An 18,681-nucleotide genomic window follows, 5' to 3' on the forward strand; every position below is an offset into this window, starting at 1 on the left:
CGGTATCCGTCCTTAGGCCTGGCAGAGCTGCTCCGTAGTCAGGTCTCCGGGGAGTTCTTGTTCGGTGAAGCCGAACGGTTCGAGGATTTCGAGGAGACGGCCGCTCGCTTTGAAGTCGGCGAGGACCCGGTTGACTTCGGCGAGGAGCTCGGTGTCGCTCTGCCGGAAGGCGAGACCGCCGGCAGGGGTGACTTCTTCCCCGTCCACGACGGGGATGAAGCCTTCGGTGACTTCGAAGTCGCCGCCGCGCTGGTTGAGGAGCCGGTTGAGGGAGAGGGTGCTCAGCGCGACCGCGTCGACCCGGCCGTTGCTGAGGAGTTCGTAGGCGCTGGTCTGGTTGTCCACGGTTTCGATCTGTGCTTCGGGAACTCCCGCGCCTTTGGCGTAGCCCTGTTCCACGGAGGCGTTGAGCACGGCCACGGTCACGTCAGGGTTGGCGGCGATGTCGTCGAAGGTGGTCAGGCCGTACGGGTTGCCGGCGGGGACGAGGAACGCCTGGAGGACGCGGTAGGTCGGTTCCGCGAAAGCGACTTCGGCGCACCGTTCAGGGGTGATGTACATTCCGGCGGCGACCGCGTCGAACCGCTTGGCTTTCAGCCCGGGGATGAGCCCGTCCCAGGCCACGGATTCGGCACGGACTTCGGGAACGCCGAGTTCCGCGAAGATCGCGCGGAGCAGTTCGGGGGAGGAGCCGGTGACTTCGCCGTTCTCGTCGATGTAGCCGAAGGGGGCTTCGTTGTTGATCGCGACCTGGATGTAGCCCTGTTTCCGCAGGCTGTCGAGGGTCACAGTGTCTTCGGTGCGGGAGCAGGCGGCGAGTGCGGGACCGAACGCGATGGCGGCCAGGCCGATTCCTCCGGCGCGGAAGAGGCCGCGGCGGCTCACAGTTCCGTGGTCTGTCATGGTGTGGTTCCTGTCCGTTATCGCGGAAATGCGGGGATGTCGTGATGTGCGGGGCCGGCGGTGTTCCGGCCAGGGGACACCGCCGGGCTGTCGGGGAGCTGCACTGGACCGCGGGGTGCAGCACAGCTCCCCAGCAGCGGTTGCTCCGGCTGGTGTGGCCGGTGTCCGGTATCAGTCGGTGTCCGTGGCGTCCTCGGTGAGCAGCGGGTACGAGCCGTTCTCGTCGTGGACTTCGCGGCCGGTGACCGGCGGGGTGAACACGCAGAGGACGCGGAAGTCGGTCTTGGGGCGGACGGTGTGCCGCTCATGCCCGTTGAGCAGGTAGAGCGTGCCCGGTGTGATGAGGAAGGTTTCGCCGGTCTCGTCGTTGGTGACTTCTGCTTCGCCTTCGATGCAGTGCACCAGTTCGATGTGGTTGGCGTACCACATCGAGGTTTCGGTGCCCGCGTAGAGGACGGTTTCGTGGAAGGAGAAGCCGACGCCGTCCCGGGCCAGGACGATGCGGCGGCTGCGCCAGTTCTCGGTGACGACGTCGGCGTCGGTGCCGTTAATGTCGTCCAGGCTGCGCACGATCATGGGTGTCTTCCTTTCGGCTGGTAGAGGTGCAGCACCCCCACTGCTTTATGCGCGTGCATATGCATGTGCATGAAGCAGTGGAGCGTCGTCGCCGCAGACGTGCCGCAGGTGGACGGGAAAGGGCGCGAAGCACACCCGTCCGCGAGGGCTAGGGGAGATCAGGCGGGCTGGGGGGCGCGGACCGCAGCACGCACCGACTCGGCGAGGATGTCCAGCCCTTCCTCCATTTCGGCGACGGAAGTAGTGAGCGGAGGCAGCAGTTTGGCCACCTCGTCCTCGGGCCCGGACGTCTCCATGAGCAGACCGCGTTCGAACGCTTCGGCGCACACCCGCCGCGCGTCGCCTTCACCCGGCAGCACCAGGCCGCAGGCCATGCCGCGGCCGCGGACGCTCGCCCCGGCCTCCGCATGCTCGGCAGCGATCGCCTCGAGCCGCTCGGTGATGAGCTGCCCCTTGGCCAGGGTCTCCCGCTCGAGGGAGTCGTCGCGCCAGTAGGTGTTGAGCGCCACGGTGGCGGTGAGGAAAGCCGGGTTGAACCCGCGGAACGTACCGTTGTGCTCTCCGGGCTCCCACACGTCCAGTTCCCGTTTGAACAGGGTCAGCGCCATGGGCAGGCCGTAGCCGCTGATCGACTTCGACAAGGTGACGATGTCCGGCACGATCCCGGCTTCCTCGAAGCTGAAGAAGGGACCGGTCCGGCCGCAGCCCATCTGGATGTCGTCGACGATGAGCAGCAGTTCGTGCTCCCGGCACAGCTCCGCCAGGCCGCGCAGCCAGTCCGCTCTGGCCACGTTGATCCCGCCTTCGCCCTGCACCGTCTCCACGATGACGGCGGCGGGCCGGTCCAGGCCGCTGCCGCTGTCTTCCAGCAGGCTGCGGAGCCACAGGAAGTCGGGGACCTGCCCGTCCATGTAGTTGTCGAAGGGCATGGTGACGGTGTGGTTGAGGGGCACTCCCGCCCCTCCGCGCTTCATGGAGTTGCCAGTCACCGCGAGCGCGCCCAGCGTCATGCCGTGGAAGCTGTTGGTGAAGCTGATCACCGTCTCCCGGCCGGTGACTTTGCGGGCGAGTTTGAGGGCGGCCTCGACCGCGTTGGTGCCCGTCGGTCCGGGGAACTGCACTTTGTAGTCCAGGCCGCGGGGTTTGAGGATCACCTCCTCGAAGGTGTCGAGGAAGTCGCGTTTAGCGGTGGTGGCGGCGTCCAGGCTGTGGACGATCGAGTCGCTGCCGAGGTAGTCCAGCAGCGCGGTTTTGAGTGTCGGATTGTTGTGGCCGTAGTTGAGCGCTCCGGCTCCGGCGAAGAAGTCGAGGTAGCCGCGGCCGGTGTGGTCGTAGACGCGGCTGCCGCGTGCCCGGGTGAAGAGGGTGGGCCATCCCCGGCAGTAGCTGCGGACTTCGGACTCGAGTCGGGAGAAGGTTTCCATCGCGGATCTCCTTTGTCTCCGTTTCAGGGCAGGCGTCGAGGGCTCGGGGCACGGCCCGAGCGGTGTCGAGGGGTCAGCGCAGCGGACCGATCCGGACGAGGTCTTCGGGTTCGTGCTGCTCGGGGAGTTCTGCCGGGAAATGTCCGCGGTCGAACAGCGGAGTCCAGGAGAGGGCAGCGGACCGGGCACGGGCAAAAGAGGCGAACAGTGCTCGGGATGCCGTGTTGCCAGGGGTGACGGTGGCTTCGAGGTAGCGGATGCCGCGCTCGGTGATGCAGGAGCTGATGCGGTCGAGCATCCGGCGGGCCAGGCGGCGCCCGCGGAACGCGGGGTCGACCGCGACCTGCCAGAGGAAGTAGGTGTCGGGCGCGTCGGGACGCACGTATCCGGTGACGAAACCTCGGATCGTGCCGGTGCTGTCGCGGGCGACGAGCGATGTGGCGGCGAAGTCGCGGCACCACAGCACGTAGGCGTAGGGGGAGTTCACGTCCAGGTCGGAGATCCTGGCGAGGGCCCACAGCTGTCGGCCGTCGTCGAGTGTGGGCGGTTCGAGGGCCACGTCAGCGGCCTCGCCCGCCTTGAGCGAATGGTTACTTTCCGTATCTGAGCTATGTCGGTCCTCGGAAGGGGCTTGCTGTCCAAACACGTCGATGGACCCTAGCGAACGTTTCTGAGCAGGTTTTTCGCGAAAATTCGGGGTGATGTTTCGGTCCTCTTACTGCCGGGTAGGACAGCTCCCTTTGCCTTCATGGCTACTCTGCGCCACCACGCTTCTCCGCTTCCGCAACCACTGCCCCCGGGGGCGTTCGGGAGCCTCACCAGGCGATACCCCAGGGTTTGGTCAGATCTTTACGACCCCGGCGAGAGAGGACGCCGCAGAGCAGGAAATACGGCTAGCACCCTTCCCTGAGAAAAATCCAAGGGAACTTTAAGGGTGAATTAGCTCACACCAATTCGGTGCAAAGGACTGATCAATCACGGCGCCGCCGCACCGCCGATTTCCCTGCCCCGCAGGGCTTTCTGGCCTGGACCAAGGAGAGCGCGCCCACGCTCTCTGAGGGGGCGTTTGGGGGACCTTTTCTAGGACTTTGCGTAGTACGACCTACCGTAGTACTACAATCGGTCGAGACGAGAGGCGCTACGGCGCCCCATCACCTGTCATCGCGGCCGGATCGCTCGACCGTGCGTGACGACAACAGCCACATAACGGCCACTGGAGTCAGAGCCAGCCGCGACAGGGCCCCGATCCCCGCGCCTTTGCCGGGGAGTTAGAGCCACGAGCCAGGATCGGAGGCGCCCGGTGAACCGCCTTTACCACGAGAGCGAAGACTGGGTCCGGCAAGGAGCCTGCCGCAACTACGACCCCGAGCTTTTCTTTCCGGTGAGCACCACCGGCCCCGGACGCGAAACCGTGGAACTCGCCAAAGCCATCTGCCGCAGTTGTACTGTTCGCCGAGATTGCCTGCGGTGGGCTCTGCGAGCCGGTGAAGCACACGGGGTGTGGGGGGCGACCACCCCCGAGGAGCGCCGCTATCTCCGCAGGGAACTGTCGCTGACGGTGAACTGACTCTGCCACACAACGACGATTCCGCGAGCCGCCAGGTGGTCAGGCCTGGCGGCTCGCGCATTGTGCTGCAACAACCGCGGTGTGGCGCGGTTGTCCCGCATTCGGGGTAGCGTCAAAGAAAACGGGCACCTCCCGACGCGACTGCGGCCCACTGCGGCCGCGTCCTCTTCCGCCCGCTATGTGGAGACGTCAGAAAGGTCCTCAGTCGATGTCAGCCTTCTCCGCCTCATCCCCCGGCGGTCGCATCATCGCGCTGGTGACAGGTCTACTCACCGCCCTGGCTCTGTCCCTGGGGGTCGCCCCCACGGCACACGCGCACAACACCCTCGTCTCCTCGTCCCCCGAGGACGGGGCCACCCTCGACTCTCTCCCCGAGAAGGTAGTGCTGACCTTCAACGCGGAAGTGCTGGAGGGAGGCAACGGGATCGTCGTCACCGGCCCGGACGGCACCAACTACGCCTCTGGTGATGTCGTCATCGACGGGGTGGAAGCCTCCATCGACCTGGAACCGCTCACCCAGCCCGGCGAATACACCGTCGAATACCGGATCATCTCCGCCGACGGCCACCCGCTTTCGGACACCTTCACGTTCACCGTGGACGAGTCCGCTATCCCCGAGCCCACCGAGAGCCCGGCTGCTGAACAACCTGAAGAAGAGGAGCCCACGCCTGCCCCTGCGGAAACTGAAGGGACGGAGTCCGAGGACAGCACCTCGACAACCGGCGTGGGTCTTTCCGGTCCGCTCGGAGCGATCCTGGGAATCGTCCTGGGAATCGGCGTCATCGCGGTGATCGCAATCACCATCATCCGCCTGCGCCGCCGTCCTGGCTCCGGAGACTGACACCGCTCACGCCCCCTCCTGTCCCCTTCGGGAGGGGGTGTCACCGGTGCCCGTATCCGAGACGTCAGGAGTGGCGACGTACCAGCAGGATGCTGATGTTGTCCCGACCGGACGCGTTCATCGCAGCCTGCCACAAGTTGTAGACGGCGATGTTGTCATCGCCCGCTTCAGCGATGATGCGCTCCATCTCCTCCAGCGGAACCAGGTCGGACAGCCCGTCGCTGCACATCAGCCAGGCACCGGGCCCCGGCTCGGTGTCCTGGCCCACGTGCGGCACGATGGTCGAGTTGCCGCTGCCGCCCAGCGACTGGGTGATGTAGTTCGTCGTGACCGGACGGCCGTCCTCTCCCGGCGGTAGCACCGGGGAGTCGTCCTCGGACAACTGGATCAGTTGGGAGCCCTTCAAGCGATAGGTCCGGGAGTCCCCAACGTTGAACCAGTAGTTCGCGTCGGGCGTGAGCAGGACCCCCGCGACCGTGGTTCCCATCCCCGAGAACTCCACGTGCTGCCCGGCATGCTCCTTGATCTCATCGTCGATGTGTTTGAGCAGCAGACCCACCGCTTCCGGGCCGGTCAACTGGGCGCTACTCTCCGCCATCCGGTGGACCGCGTGCTCCGCGGCGATCTCACCGGCGGCGTGGCCTCCCAGACCGTCGGCGACCGCGACGACGACGGGATCAGCGAGGGGCAGCCAGCAGTGCACCGGAGCGTTCATTTCGGCGCCCGCGACCGTGAGCGCACCCATGACCACGGCGTCCTCATTAGCCTGGCGGACAGCGCCTCTGTGCGTGAGGACTGTAACCTCGACTGCCCCACGAGCGACACCCATGCGCCCTACCTCCTGTTTCATCGGCATTACAGCCGAACAGTGCCAAGCAGCGCCCCGGCTGGACGGTAGCCAAGGCGCATGATCATGTAACCGTACCGATGGACGGTCGGCCGTGGTCAAAATCCATGTCCATCATGGCGGAAATCGTGCTGGTACGCAGTTCCCACGTGCCTGTCACCTCCGTAGTCGCTCCCGACAGCGGGTTACCGCTACACGAAGCGACCGTCGCCTCTTCCACCGCTGTCTCCCCGCTGACGGTGCGTCTCCGTCCGCATGGAGGGGAACCGCAGCGGACTCTGTTGTCCGCTCGTTTCCCTACGGCGTGTGTGATGCCCGTCGACGCACGGAGGTTCGCCCCTTTTTGGACAGCTTTTCCTTCCTGCCCCGCTACCGTGGCGCAAGACACCAAGCGGTGGAATCTTACGTGGTGAACCGCCGCAGGACAGGGAAGTCGGGAGCCGCGCCGCTGCATCCCCTGGAGCGGACCGCGGGTTCCGCGTCCGTACCCGTGGAGTCTCTGCCCGGGCCCGATCCCCGGTTCCGCTCCCACCGGTAGCTGAGGTTCTCGGCGGAACTGAGGAGTTCCGCGTTCCATGGCGCCGTCCCTCTCGCCGCTCCTCCCGGCATTGTCCCTCCGAGCACAGGGGCCGACGCGTCATCGCCGGGGCGGGGAAGTTGCGGAACTTCCCCTCGGGGGCCAGCTGCCGCGCTCACCGGTCCGACCGTGCCAGAGGCGCACTGCTGCACGTCACCAGCAGGCCAATGCCGTCCACCCTTCAGAATACGGTCCGGTAACCACCGGAATGCCCCAGGGTTCTGCCTCCACGCCGCCCACGCGGGCAGCCCGCGTTCTGCCCCTCCCCCTGCCGCGCCCTCCTGTCTCGGTCAGAGGGGTCCGCCCAGCTCAACGACGGCCGCAGCGCAGACAACGCCGGTCAGGTAGAGCAGAGAATTCCGCACGCTGTTTCCGCGAAGTGGATACCACAGACGGCTGCCAGGGCTTGTCGCCCCCTGTCTGATCTGGCAGAATGGCGGACGTTGGGTGTCTAAGACGCAGACACACCTTTGCCTTTGTGCGCTCGCACCTGGCTTTTGCCAGCGGTATTTGCCGAGCGCTTTTTGTGTTTTTACCTCGGTTTAAAGGTGTGATCGCTGTGCGTCTGCCCTTGTCTGCTTTCTCTCGTTCCGCAATCCACGCAGTCGCCCAGCCGGGCTCGTCTTGGCGTGCTCTCATCCGCGCACAGTCCGACGCGGATTCCCACACCATCATCCCATCGCTCTGCGGAGAGCAGGCATACCCGACTGCTGCACTGAGGAGTCGCACGTGAAGATCGCTCTGATTGCCACCCATGCCACCCCGATTCCCGCACACAAGGGTGACCCCACCGACAGCGAAAGCCTGTACCTATGCCATCTGGCCCGGAACCTGGCCGCCCTAGGCCACCGGGTGACCATCCACACCCGATGCACTGACCCGCAGACCAGCGAACGCACCCGCATGGGACGCAGCGTCGTCGTGGCGCCCATTGTCGCCGGACCGCGGCGCCCCCTGCGTGAACAGGAGTACATCGAACACACCGGGACCTTCGCCCGCAGACTGACCGAGCAGTTGCGCGCCGACCCTCCCGATATCATCCACGCGTTCGGGTGGAGCAGCGGATTAGCCGCGCTCGCCGCGGTCCGCGACCTGGAACGCGACATCCCGGTCGTCCAAACCTTCCACTCCTTGAACGTCAGCGAGCAGCGGGTGGGCCTGCCCGCCAACCCGCAGCGGGTCCGATTGGAGGCCGCGCTCGCACACCACGCCAAAGCGGTTCTCGTCAACTCCGCTGACCAGCGCTTCGAACTCGCCCGGATGGGCGTGCCGCGCAGCCGCGTGTGCATCGTCCCCTTCGGCGTGGACACCGACCAGTTCACCGTCGAAGGTGCCGCGCACGGGCCGTGGCAGCGGCGCCGCTCCGCGGCTGGGCGGCCGCTGCGGATCATCGCGGTCACCCGCCTGGACCCACTCGGCGGCGTGGACACGCTGATCAGGACGATGGCGCGCCTCCCGGACGGGGAACTGCTCATCGTCGGCGACCCTGCACCCGAGCACCTCGCGATCGACCCGAACGCCCAACGCCTGGAACGGCACGCCAAGGAGGCGGGCGTCAACGACCAGGTCACGCTCACCGGAGCGGTCACCCGCCGGGACCTGGCCCGGATGCTGCGGTCGGCCGACGTGTTCGTCTCCACCGCCTTCTACGACCCCTACGGCAGTGCCGTCCTCGAAGCCATGGCCTGCGGCCTCCCGGTCGTGGCCCGCGCCGTGGGCGGCATCACCGGGGCCATGCTCGACGGCACCACCGGGGTGCTCCTCCGTTCCGCCCACCCCAGCACCCTCGCCCACGTCCTGCGGCAATTGGCTGCCGACACCACCCAGCGCACCGCCTACGGGATTGCCGGTGCTGACCGCGCTGCGTCCCGCTTCACCTGGGCCCGGGTTGCCGCGGAGACCGAACGGATCTACCAGAAACTGCTGCCTACCACTCCTGAACTGCCGCTGGCCTCCGGAAACGGCGCCTAGCGGATGCGTCGGCCACGCGCTGCCGGCCTGCAGCATTCCGCGCCGGATGCACCCGGCCGCGTGCGGCACCGTGCTCTGCACGGCTGCCGTCCAGGTTCCCTGTCCCGCATCCGTTCCGCTGCCGCCGACCGGCCCGCGGGCTGCGCGGTCTCACGCCTGCCACGGCTGCACTGCAGCGGCAGGCGGACCGGGGCCGGTCACCGCGGTGCTTCCGCGGCACGCATCCCCGCGACCGCGCGCGCCACATCTTCTTCCAAGGCGATCACCTGGTCAATGCCCGCGATCATGAGCAGTCGCCGCACCATTCCCTGGGAAGAGGCCACCACCAGGCCGATTCCGCGGTCTCGGGCATGCCGGTAGCTGGCGAGCAGCACGCCGATGCACCGGGAATCGCAGGACGCCACCTCGGAGAAGTCCAGGACGATCCCCCGGCAGGACTCCTCTGCCCCGATCACGGTCTCCAGGGTCTCAGCCAACACCTGGGAAGTGCCGGCATCCAGGTCTCCCTTGGGGGCGACAACGACCACGTCCCCCTCAGTCCTGGTCGCAATATCGAATTCCGCGCTCACGTCTCTCGCCCACCCTGACCGCCGCTGCTGCGACACCTCTGGCCTTTTCGCAGCCGTTTGCGGGAAAGCCGCGGGCTGTGGAATTGGCCGATCTGGGATTCCAGCGGCAACCCTAGCGCTCGCAGCGGGATCAAACAAAGCGGAAGCTACGCTCCGTCGCTTTGTGTCGCCACCGGTACATCCCATCGTTGAGGATTGTCACTTTTGCGCGCCCGGGAAACCGGACTGGGTCACCTTCGTGCCCAATCTGTCCGCTTTTTATTCACCGGCGGCCATTACTGAGGGCTTGTTCCGCCATGAGCTGCTGGGCGACGTCCGTGACTTTCATCCCGTTGCGCTGAGCCACTTTGCGCAGTTCCTCGAACGCCTGCTGCGAGGTGAGCCCGCGCGCGTGCATGAGGATCCCCTTGGCCTGGTCGATCACCGTGCGTGCAGACATCGCCCGGCGCATGTGCACGGCCTCCCGCAGCGCGTCGGCATCCCGGCCGAGGCTGCGCAGGGTGGTGACCACATGCTCGGCGAGCATGGCGAGCGGCAGCACCATGGTGTCCGGGGAGAGGCGGTTCCCCCGGCAGGTGTGGACACCGAGCGTCAAAATCTCACCGTCGAGATCGCACGGATAAGTGATCGAAGAGTGGTCCCCGCACTGGACGGCCATACTGGGATACTCCGGCCACCGCTCATCCCTCAGAATGTCCGCCACCACGACAGTGTGACGTTCCCGAACCGCTTGCACGGTCGGCCCCTGACCTGTTTCGTACTGGTACTCGAAAGCAGTGGCGAGGTCGGAGTGGGAGGCGGCATAGTCCACGACCACGTGGCGCCCCTTGAAGTCCACGCTGGGGTCGCGCTCCTCAGGGTGCGTGTCGCGCCACACCACCACGAGCGCCGCGGAGCACTCGGGCACGTGCCGCACCATGAGCTGGCTGACCTGATCCAGTACCCGGTCCCGGGCACCGTCCACGATCTGGGCCAGCTCGCCAATGCCCCGCGCCAAGCGTTCGACCCACATCGCTCCTCTGCCTCCCTCCCCCTCTGAGGAGGCAGCATCGCCGCCTCACTTTGTCACAGTAGCCACTCCGAAGACCTGCATAGCGCTCCTGACGTTGGGACTGCCACCCGTTTTTTCGCCCAATTCCTCGTAAAGATTCACCTAACGGCGGCCGTGTTTCAGGGTACGGTTCCACGCATCAACGCCATCCTGCCGGACAGCCGGGGAACGGAATCGGGAGCCGCAGCGTGCCGGAGCACCTCGCGAAACTAGAAGACGCGATCGCGGAACTGCGCGACCGGATCGCCGCACTGCGGGCCACGCACGCGATGTACCCGGACGACGGGGCCACCACCGCGGAAGCCGCGCTGGCCGAACTCGGATTCGCCGAACGGCTCCTGCGGGAATGTGGAGAACGCCTGGCCACCCTCGTCAGTCCGGCGACCGTGCGCCGCAACGATAACGAGCGGACCCTGCTCCGCGCCATCTTCCACGAACTCAGCATCCCGGTGGTCCTGCTCGACCACGAGGGCTACATCCGCCGGATCAACGCCATGGGCGCGAAACTGCTGGACAGCACGCCCGGCTACCTGGCAGGCAAACCGTTCTCCATCTTCGTGGACCTGCGATCCCGGGCCGCGCTCCGCAGCTGGCAGGCCGCGGTCTCCCAGGGCGGGGAGACCGCATCGTTCGACTCGCGGCTGGCCCGGCGCGGCTACGTCGAAGACGTCCGGTTGACCATCAGCCGCCTCGACGTCCCCAGCGAACCCAACCCGCTGCTGCTGGTCGCCATGTCCCCCTCCCTGCATCCCAGCAGCGACACCGGCCCCGCCCCCTTGGAGACCGAAGTTGAAGACCAGGTCGTGGTGCTCGCCGCCCGGCGGCTGGACGTGCTCACCCGGATGACCCGACTCCTGCTGCGCAGCGTAGGGTCGAGCCGGACAGGGACCCCGCTCGTCCTCGACGAAGCAGCCGCGCTGCTCGCCGACTCCTACGCCGACTGGGTGGTCATCGACCTGTGCGAGGCCCCCGGAAAACCGGACCGGCTCCGCCGCACCGCTGTCGCAGGCCCCTCCGGATCCGAGCTGAACGGGCTGGTGCGCTCGCTGGAGCCGGACGCTGCACCGCTGCCGCGCGAGGTCCTCACCACCAGTAAAACCGTGCTCCGGCAGCTCATCGACGACGAGACAGAATTCGGCGCCACGCTGGACGGCCTTCCGGTGCTGAGCGCGTTGCGGGCCCGCTCCCTGCTCTGCGTTCCCCTGCGCGACCACGACGACGTGGTGTACGGAGCCCTCACGTTGATCCGGTGCAGCAACCGTTCCTCTTTCCGGTTAGCCGACCAAGGGCTGCTCGAAGAGATCGGCGAGCACATCGGGATGGCCCTCGCCAAGGCCTAACCCCGAGGGCTTGCCGACAAAAACCCTTCCTGACCTCGGGATTTGACATTTGTCAACCCCACTGCCGTGGGTTTTTCACCGGGGAGCCGTGACAGAGGCGCCTACCCCGGACTGGCGGATCGCGCGACGCTTGAACCATGAACACGACGTCTCAGAACCGCAGCGTCGCCATCCACGTGAGCGACCTCCACCAGTCCTACGGCAGTTTCGAAGCTGTCCGGGGCGTCTCGTTCACGGTCGCCCCCGGCGAACTGTTCGCCCTCTTGGGCACCAACGGAGCAGGGAAAACCACCACGATCGAAACCCTCGAAGGCTTCCGCCGCCCCACTCGCGGGTCGGTGCGGATCTTCGGGATCGACCCGTTCGGCCAGCCTCCGGAGCTGCGTCCCCGGGTCAACGCGGTCCTCCAGCACAGTGGACTGTTCGAAGAGCTCACCGTCACGGAGAGCATCGAACTGGCCCGGGACCTGGCGGACGACCCCATGGACACCGCCGAAGTGCTGGAGGCCGTGGTGCTGGCCGACAAAGCCCGGAACACGGTCCGCTCGCTGTCCGGTGGAGAACGGCGCCGCCTCGACCTGGGGCTAGCGATTCTCACCCGCCCCGACGTGCTCTTCCTCGACGAGCCCACCACCGGCATGGACCCGGAAATGCGCCGGGAAACCTGGAAGATCATCAGCAGCCAGGTGGCGCGCGGCGCAGCTGTCGTACTCACCACGCACTACCTGGAGGAAGCAGAACGGCTCGCCGACCGGCTCGCCATCATGCACCGCGGGGAAATCCGGGTCTCGGGCACGGTCAGCGAAGTGGTCTCCCAGTGGGGCGACCGGATCAGCTTCCGTCTGCCCTCCCACATCCGCTCCCGGGAACTGCCGGAGCTCCCCGGGGCTGAACTCACCATCGACGTCCGCGGCGACCACCAGTGGGCGGTGTACACGGTCACCACCGGCACTGACCCCGCGACCCGCACCCACCACGCACTCCTCCCCCTCCTGAAGTGGGCAGAAGAGCGCTCTTTGGACCTTGAACGGCTGGAGTCCCGTCCCGCCTCCCTCGAAGACGTGTTCCTCGCCGTCGCGCAAGGAGACGTCACCGACCTGGTGGACCTCTGACCCGACCGTCCCATGCTTGGAGAGGAGCCCTCATGACCACGGCCACCGCCGCCACTCCCCCGGCGTCCGACTCGCAGACGCCGCGGAAACCCGTCAGTGTCCTGCGGCAGGCCCTGCGCCTCACCCGCACCGAGTTCACCCTCTTCTACCGGTACCAGATGGCGTTGTACTCGGCTGCCCTGCCGCTGATCTTCCTGCTTCCCCTGTCCGTCTTCGAACCCTACGACGTGCTGCCCGGCGTGGACACCACCGTCCTGTCGCTGACCTGGTTCTTCCCGATCGCCGCCCTCACCGTCGGGCTCTCCCACGTCCCCAACGTCTACGCGATCCGCCGGGAACGGCTGATCCTCAAACGGCTCCGCGTCTCCGGGGTCACCCCGGCCGCGATCTTCACCTCCACGGTCCTGTCCGTGTTCAGTGTCGTCGTCGTGCAGACCGTGCTGGTCGCGGCTCTCCTCGCCGCGCTCAAGGAAGTCTTCCCGACAGCCCCGGTCCTCTTCCTGGTGTCCCTCGCGCTGACCACCGTCGTCATGGTGCTGCTGGGGGTGCTGATCGCCAACTTCGCCCGCAACGGCGAAAGCGCGCAGATCATCTCGATGGTGCCGTTCTTCCTCCTGATAATGCTGAGCGGCCTGTTCGTCCCCGTGGATCTTTTGCCGGACGGCATCGCGATGACGATCGGCCTGCTCCCCATGCTGCCTGCGGTCCGACTCGCCCAGTCCGCCTACCTCGGCTACGACCTGTTCGACGGGATTTCGAACGCGGAAGCGGCCACGGGCGTGGACCTGTGGCTGGCTGCCGGCCCCTCCCTGCTCATCCTGGTCGCCTGGATGGTGCTCCTCACCCTGCTGCTGCGGATCTTCCAGTGGGATCCGCGCGTCAACAAGTGAGAGACCACTGCGGCGGTCTGCTCTGCTCTTCGGAGCAGACCGCCGTTACCCTCTCCATGAGAGGAGCTCCCCATGCCACGATCGCCCTCCCACTGGTCCGACATACCTCAAGCCGACGAACGCAGCATGCGACGGCTGCGGATCACCCGCTGGTTCGTGCTCATCTGCGTAGCCTTGTACGCCGTCTTCATCCTGGTGATGGCGCTGGTCCAGGTGGAGCTGGCGTTCACTTCCCCGGAGGAGGTGCAGTGGGGGCCGCTCTCCTGGTCCGGGATGACGCTGCCCTGGTATGCGGCGCTCCTCCTCGTGCTGGCCGGGGCCGTGGCCGTGCTCACCGTTCTTCTTGTCCGCTGCCGGATCAACGGGCGGCGCTCCTGTCCCCCTGCGCTGCTCTACTGGTCGCTCGGAGTGCTCCTCGCCCTGGTCTCGGTCATGGACGTGACCGTGTTCTCCGTTGCGATCGTGGCCACGTGGTGGTCGGCAGCGATCCTCGTCATCCCGCGCCGCACCGCAGTCCTCTTGTCCACGGCCGTCGTCGGCTTCCTCATCAGCTACACCCTGGTCCTGTCCTCGCAGCCGCCCGTGGTCGCGCTGGCGTTCATCATCCTCAACCTTCCGATGGCGCTGCTCAACGCGGCAGCGAGCTTCTCGGTGGTGTGGCTGTGGGAAGTCGCCCGCGAAGCCACCCTGGCGCGGGAGGCGCGGGCCCGGCTCGCGGTCAGTGAGGAACGGCTGCGGTTCGCCCGGGACATGCACGACCTTCTCGGCCACAGCCTGTCCGGTATTGCAGTGAAAAGCGAGCTCGCCGCCCGGCTTGCCCGGAGCGACCCGGAGCGCGCCGCGGCAGAAATGGCCGAAGTGCAGCGGATCGCCCGGGAAGCACTGCGCGAGGTGCGGGCCGCCGTCAGCGGATACCGCGCCGTGAACCTGGCCGACGAACTGGCGAGCGTGCGCTCCGTGCTGCTGGCTGCGGGGGTCTCCGCCACGGTCACGGGCAACCCCGCGGACATCCCAGCGCAGTCCCAGTCCTTGATCGCGTGGCTTGTCCGGGAGGGGGCGACGAACGTGCTGCGGCACAGCAGCGCACAGCGCTGCGACATCACGCTCTCCCGCCAAGACCGCACCTGGGTGGTGGAGGTGTACAACGACGGGGTGCGCGCCGGGAAAGCCACCAGGTTCGGCAACGGGCTGACCGGCCTGTCGGAGCGGGTGGCCTCCGCCGGCGGCACTCTCACCGCGAGCCACACCTGCAACGGCGGCTTCCTGCTGCGCGCGGTCCTGCCCGTCCCCGCCTCCGTCGAGGAGCCGGTCAGGGAAACCCAGGAGAAGAAAGCTGTCGCATGATCCGAGTGGTCCTCGCTGACGACGAGCGCCTCGTGCGGGGCGCGATCGCCACGCTGCTCAACTTGGAAGACGACGTGGAAGTCGTCGCGGAAGTGGGCCGGGGCGACGAAGTGGTGGCCACAGTGGTGAAGCACCGCGCGGACATTGCGGTGCTCGACGTGGAAATGCCCGGCATGACCGGGTTGGAGGCCGCAGCCGCACTGCACCAGGAGGTCCCCTCCTGCGGCATTCTCATCCTCACGAGTTTCGGCCGCCCCGGCTACCTGCGCCGTGCGCTGGCCGCGGGGGCGCGGGGGTTCCTCGCCAAGGACGCGCCCGTCGACCAGTTGGCCGGGGCGATCCGCACCGTGTACCGCGGGGGGCGTTTCATCGACTCTGAGCTTGCAGCCGACGCGATGATGGCCGGGGAGAATCCGCTCACTGCCCGGGAGATCGACGTCCTCCGCGCCGCCTCGACCGGGGCGTCGGTCGCCGCTATCGCCCGCACCCTGCACTTGAGCGAAGGCACGGTGCGCAACTACCTGTCGAGCGCGATCTCCAAACTGGGGGAGGCCAACCGCATCGCGGCGATCCGCAAAGCCAATGCGATGGGCTGGCTGTGACCCTGCCGCTGGCCTTCCAGCCGATACCTCCGCGCTAGGCGGCGGACCTGCGCGGGACTCCTCACCCGCCGAGCAGCATCCGCTCCTGCTGCTCCGCAGGGCGAGGTTCGAGGAACCGCAGCACAAGCATCGCCGTGTCGTCGGTGTGCCCGCCCGGCGCGAACGCCTCCAGTTCCCGGCCGATACGGGAGATGACCGCCTGCGCGGTCAACCCGGAGCACCGGGAGAAGATCTCCACCAGTCCTTCATCGCCGAGCATCTCGTCGCCGTTGCGCCGCTCGGTAACCCCGTCGGTCACCGCGAGCAGGACATCGCCGGGCTCCACCTCCACGGTTTCGGTGAAGAACTCCACGTCCTCGAAAGCCCCCAGCAGCGGTTGAGAGGTCGCCAGCGTGGTGACCTCGCCGTGGCGGTTCAACCGCAGCGGCAGTGGATGCCCGGCGGAGACGAGCCGGATGCGCATCCCGCGTTCCGCGTTCGGCCCGATCGGGGTCATCTCCCCGTACAGCATGGTCAAAAACCGGATGGTGAGGCTTTCTTCCAGGATCGCGAAGTTGAGCCGGTGCATGATGTGCGCGGGGGAGAAGCCTTCCCGGGCCAGGGCACGCAGCGTGTGCCGGGCCAGTCCGGTGACGGCGGCGGCCTCCGGGCCGGTCCCGCACACGTCCCCGATCGCAAAACACCAGCGCCCATCAGTGGCGAACAGGTCGTAGAAGTCCCCGCCCACCACGGTGCGCTCCCCAGCGGGCTGGTAGAACACCGCGTAGTCCACGCCGGGAACCACGGGCTGCTTCTCCTGGGCGGGTAGCAGGCTGCGCTGCAACGCTTCGCTCATGGACGTCTGCGCTGAATACAGCCGCGCGTTCTCCATGGCCGAGGAGACCCGCTGGGCCAGGTCGGCGGCGAGGTCCACGTCCTCTTTCGGGAAGTCTTCGCCGACGTCCCGCCCGATCGTGATCCGGCCCAGGATGCGGCCGTACGCGGTCAGCGGCAGGCTGATCCCCGGCCCTTGGGCAAGCTCCAGGCTGAGCTCGTCCCCCAGGCCGGCCGCGACCACTTTCTCGACCGGCCACAGCGGCCCAGGGTCCCGCCGCTCTTCAGGCATGAGCGCGGTCACCAGGTCGCGGAGGATGTCGGTGACGTTCTCGTCCCGGTGCATGGCGAACGCCAACTGGTGGGTGCCCAGCTCGTCGACCGTGTGCACCACACACCAGTGGCCCAGCCGCGACGTGCTGAGCTGTGCGGCGAGCGCCGCGGTCATCTGCTCGTCGAGCGTCCCGGACAGCAGGTCGTTGGCTTCGGCGAGGAAACTGAGCGCGGCCCGCCGGTGGATTTCCACTTGGGCGAGGCGGGCGCGTTCCACGGTGAGGGCGATCCGGTCAGCGGCTTCTTGGAGGCGGCGGGCCGCGTTCTTCCCGAAGTGGCGGACCCGGCGGGAAGCGACCCCGATCAGCCCGGTGATCCTGCCGTCGACACTGAGCGGTGCGGTGACCAGGGACCGCATTCCTGCGGCGGCGAGCACTCCCCGGTGGGCGCTGGCGATCATCAAGTCGTCGTTGATCATCGGCCGGGCTTCCGGGGTGGCAGCGGGGAAAGTCTCTTCGATGCGGCTGCGGAACGGCCGCCACGGGCCTGCGGAGAGTCCGACCGCGGCAGCCATCTCCCATTCGGTGTGGTCGGCGGTGGCGAGCGCGATATAGGCGGCGTCTCCGCCGAGCACCACGCGGACGTGCTCCACGATCCGTTCCAGGAGTTCCGAGGGGGACAGCCGTGCGGAGAGCAACGCGTCGAGGCGCGCCCACGGTTCCGGCGGGCTGGAGCGGGGGTGGCTGCGGATGCTCCGCGGCGGCGACAAGGAGGAGCGTGCGGTTTCTTTAGTGCGTTCCTGAGTCGAGATCCGGAACCAGACTGCTTTGTCGTCCCTGCTGTAGCTGACTCCCCACGTGTCGGCGATCGCCTCCGCTAAAGCGAGGCCCAGGCCGCCACGGCTGTCCTCGTCTGAGGAGAGGACGACACGGAGGGGACCGGCTTTGGGCAGCGCCTGATGCGGCACCCGGTCGGCGACCACCACCTCGACATCGCTGCCGATCAGGCTTACGGTGAGTTCCAGGGTCGTCTTCGCGTGGACGACCGCGTTGGTGACGAGTTCGCTGGTCAGCAGGACGATCTCGTCTGCGCTCCGCTGCACCTCCCAGTGCTGCAGTGTGTCTTTGACGAACGTGCGTGCCTCCCCCACCGTTTCCGGGGTGGGTGAGAACTCTCGGCGGACGGTTTTCGTGACACTGTGTGGCATGGCGCAGCCGTGGATCTTTCAGCGGGCGGAGCGGACTATCGAATATGCCGACCTATTGCGAGAATAGGCGGCGCTGCCCAGTTCTGGACAGCATCGGAACCGGATGCTTGGGCCGGTTTGTTCCGGGTGGTGAAATTCCCCCACGCTGCCGAAACGTCATAGTAATGATCAGGTGTCTGATTAACGTAGTGCATCGCGGTCGTGGGGGAACTCTGAGGCCGGACTCTCTTGGGTGACGCCGCACGCCTGGACGCACGCAGCCAATGCTTCAGCCGCTGGAGGAGGGGATTTGATGCCCAGGTTGATGCCCAGGATGAAGAACCGGACCCTGACCGAAAGCGAATTGGATGCCTTGCTTGACGCGCTCTACCGGATGCGCGACGGGGATTTCACCGTGCGGCTCTCCCCCCGTGGTGCGACCAGGTTCAGCGAAGTCGCCCGCGTGCTCAACGAGGTCTTCGACCAGTGCGAGCAGTTGAGCAACGAAGTGCAGCGGGTCAGTGAAACGGTCAGCACGGACGGGCGGCTGTCCGAACGTGTCTCGATCAGTCCGGCCCGTGGCTCCTGGGGCCAGAGCGTGCGGGCGCTCAACCAGATGCTCGACGAGGTCAGTGAGCCGGTGACCGCGGTGGCGCGGATTCTGGACTCGGTGGCCAACGGCGACCTTTCACAGCGGGTGGATCTGGCCAGCCGGCACGGGGAGCTCCACGGCGACCTGCTGCGGCTCGCCACGTCGGTGAACCGGATGGCGGACCAGATGTCGGAGTTCGCGGG

17 protein-coding genes are annotated in these 18,681 nt (G+C 67.1%); 9 read left to right on the plus strand and 8 right to left on the minus strand.

Features of this window, described 5'->3' with window-relative positions; translation table 11 throughout:
- Nucleotides 1–12 precede the first annotated feature (12 nt).
- The 4 genes from ehuB to ectA all read right to left on the minus strand — a co-directional run bounded on the left by ehuB (nt 13) and on the right by ectA (nt 3,462).
- On the minus strand, nt 13–903 hold the full coding sequence (gene ehuB / locus TF1_RS11710) for an ectoine/hydroxyectoine ABC transporter substrate-binding protein EhuB (RefSeq protein ID WP_016188113.1): 891 nt from the start codon (nt 901–903) through the stop codon (nt 13–15).
- Nucleotides 904–1,074: 171 nt separating this feature from the next.
- Nucleotides 1,075–1,479 carry an ectoine synthase gene (locus TF1_RS11715; RefSeq protein ID WP_011290749.1) on the minus strand — a complete coding sequence of 135 codons (405 nt, stop codon included), beginning with the start codon at nt 1,477–1,479 and terminating at the stop codon, nt 1,075–1,077.
- A gap of 158 nt (nt 1,480–1,637) precedes the next feature.
- On the minus strand, nt 1,638–2,903 hold the full coding sequence (gene ectB, locus TF1_RS11720; protein WP_061783892.1) for a diaminobutyrate--2-oxoglutarate transaminase: 1,266 nt from the start codon (nt 2,901–2,903) through the stop codon (nt 1,638–1,640).
- A 73-nt stretch (nt 2,904–2,976) separates the two neighbouring features.
- Nucleotides 2,977–3,462 (minus strand): diaminobutyrate acetyltransferase, encoded by a 486-nt coding sequence (ectA, locus tag TF1_RS11725; RefSeq protein WP_016188112.1) that lies wholly within the window; start codon nt 3,460–3,462, stop codon nt 2,977–2,979.
- Nucleotides 3,463–4,203: 741 nt separating this feature from the next.
- Between ectA and TF1_RS11730 the strand changes: the two genes are divergently transcribed.
- Complete coding sequence (locus TF1_RS11730; RefSeq protein ID WP_011290746.1) at nt 4,204–4,470, plus strand: WhiB family transcriptional regulator; 267 nt, start codon at nt 4,204–4,206, stop codon at nt 4,468–4,470.
- Nucleotides 4,471–4,678: 208 nt separating this feature from the next.
- Nucleotides 4,679–5,311: a copper resistance CopC family protein gene (locus TF1_RS11735; protein WP_011290745.1), complete on the plus strand. Its 633-nt coding sequence runs from the start codon at nt 4,679–4,681 to the stop codon at nt 5,309–5,311.
- A gap of 64 nt (nt 5,312–5,375) precedes the next feature.
- Here the strand turns inward: TF1_RS11735 and TF1_RS11740 are convergent, their stop codons facing one another.
- Complete coding sequence (locus tag TF1_RS11740) at nt 5,376–6,140, minus strand: PP2C family protein-serine/threonine phosphatase (RefSeq protein ID WP_011290744.1); 765 nt, start codon at nt 6,138–6,140, stop codon at nt 5,376–5,378.
- Between the two features lie 1,324 nt (nt 6,141–7,464).
- Between TF1_RS11740 and TF1_RS11745 the strand changes: the two genes are divergently transcribed.
- Nucleotides 7,465–8,706 (plus strand): glycosyltransferase, encoded by a 1,242-nt coding sequence (locus tag TF1_RS11745; RefSeq protein ID WP_011290742.1) that lies wholly within the window; start codon nt 7,465–7,467, stop codon nt 8,704–8,706.
- Nucleotides 8,707–8,903: 197 nt separating this feature from the next.
- Here TF1_RS11745 and TF1_RS11750 read toward each other — a convergent pair whose 3' ends face one another.
- Both TF1_RS11750 and TF1_RS11755 read right to left on the minus strand, forming a co-directional pair.
- A complete protein-coding gene (locus tag TF1_RS11750) occupies nt 8,904–9,275 on the minus strand; it encodes an STAS domain-containing protein (protein ID WP_011290741.1) in 372 nt (123 codons plus the stop codon).
- A 262-nt stretch (nt 9,276–9,537) separates the two neighbouring features.
- Entirely contained in the window at nt 9,538–10,287 is a 750-nt protein-coding gene (locus tag TF1_RS11755) for a GAF and ANTAR domain-containing protein (protein ID WP_011290740.1), read from the minus strand.
- Nucleotides 10,288–10,514: 227 nt separating this feature from the next.
- Here TF1_RS11755 and TF1_RS11760 point away from each other — a divergent pair, with 227 nt between their 5' ends.
- The 5 genes from TF1_RS11760 to TF1_RS11780 all read left to right on the plus strand — a co-directional run bounded on the left by TF1_RS11760 (nt 10,515) and on the right by TF1_RS11780 (nt 15,614).
- Complete coding sequence (locus TF1_RS11760; RefSeq protein WP_011290739.1) at nt 10,515–11,666, plus strand: GAF domain-containing protein; 1,152 nt, start codon at nt 10,515–10,517, stop codon at nt 11,664–11,666.
- Nucleotides 11,667–11,803: 137 nt separating this feature from the next.
- Nucleotides 11,804–12,778: an ABC transporter ATP-binding protein gene (locus tag TF1_RS11765; RefSeq protein WP_011290738.1), complete on the plus strand. Its 975-nt coding sequence runs from the start codon at nt 11,804–11,806 to the stop codon at nt 12,776–12,778.
- Between the two features lie 32 nt (nt 12,779–12,810).
- Nucleotides 12,811–13,668: an ABC transporter permease gene (locus TF1_RS11770; RefSeq protein ID WP_011290737.1), complete on the plus strand. Its 858-nt coding sequence runs from the start codon at nt 12,811–12,813 to the stop codon at nt 13,666–13,668.
- 72 nt (nt 13,669–13,740) lie between these two features.
- Nucleotides 13,741–15,012: a sensor histidine kinase gene (locus TF1_RS11775; protein ID WP_061783893.1), complete on the plus strand. Its 1,272-nt coding sequence runs from the start codon at nt 13,741–13,743 to the stop codon at nt 15,010–15,012.
- The gene (locus tag TF1_RS11780; RefSeq protein WP_011290735.1) at nt 15,009–15,614 is read left to right on the plus strand and encodes a response regulator transcription factor; all 606 of its coding nucleotides are present in this window, start codon (nt 15,009–15,011) and stop codon (nt 15,612–15,614) included. Before TF1_RS11775 ends, TF1_RS11780 begins: the two co-directional genes overlap by 4 nt.
- 61 nt (nt 15,615–15,675) lie before the next feature.
- Here the strand turns inward: TF1_RS11780 and TF1_RS11785 are convergent, their stop codons facing one another.
- Nucleotides 15,676–17,907: a SpoIIE family protein phosphatase gene (locus TF1_RS11785; RefSeq protein ID WP_061783894.1), complete on the minus strand. Its 2,232-nt coding sequence runs from the start codon at nt 17,905–17,907 to the stop codon at nt 15,676–15,678.
- 292 nt (nt 17,908–18,199) lie between these two features.
- Between TF1_RS11785 and TF1_RS11790 the strand changes: the two genes are divergently transcribed.
- Nucleotides 18,200–18,681, plus strand: a 482-nt coding sequence (locus tag TF1_RS11790) for a HAMP domain-containing protein (RefSeq protein ID WP_255266176.1), incomplete at its 3' end; no start/stop codon positions are given.

Origin of the sequence: Thermobifida fusca NBRC 14071 = JCM 3263, assembly GCF_001592045.1 — a bacterium.
In the GTDB taxonomy this organism is placed as follows: Bacteria; Actinomycetota; Actinomycetes; order Streptosporangiales; family Streptosporangiaceae; genus Thermobifida; species Thermobifida fusca.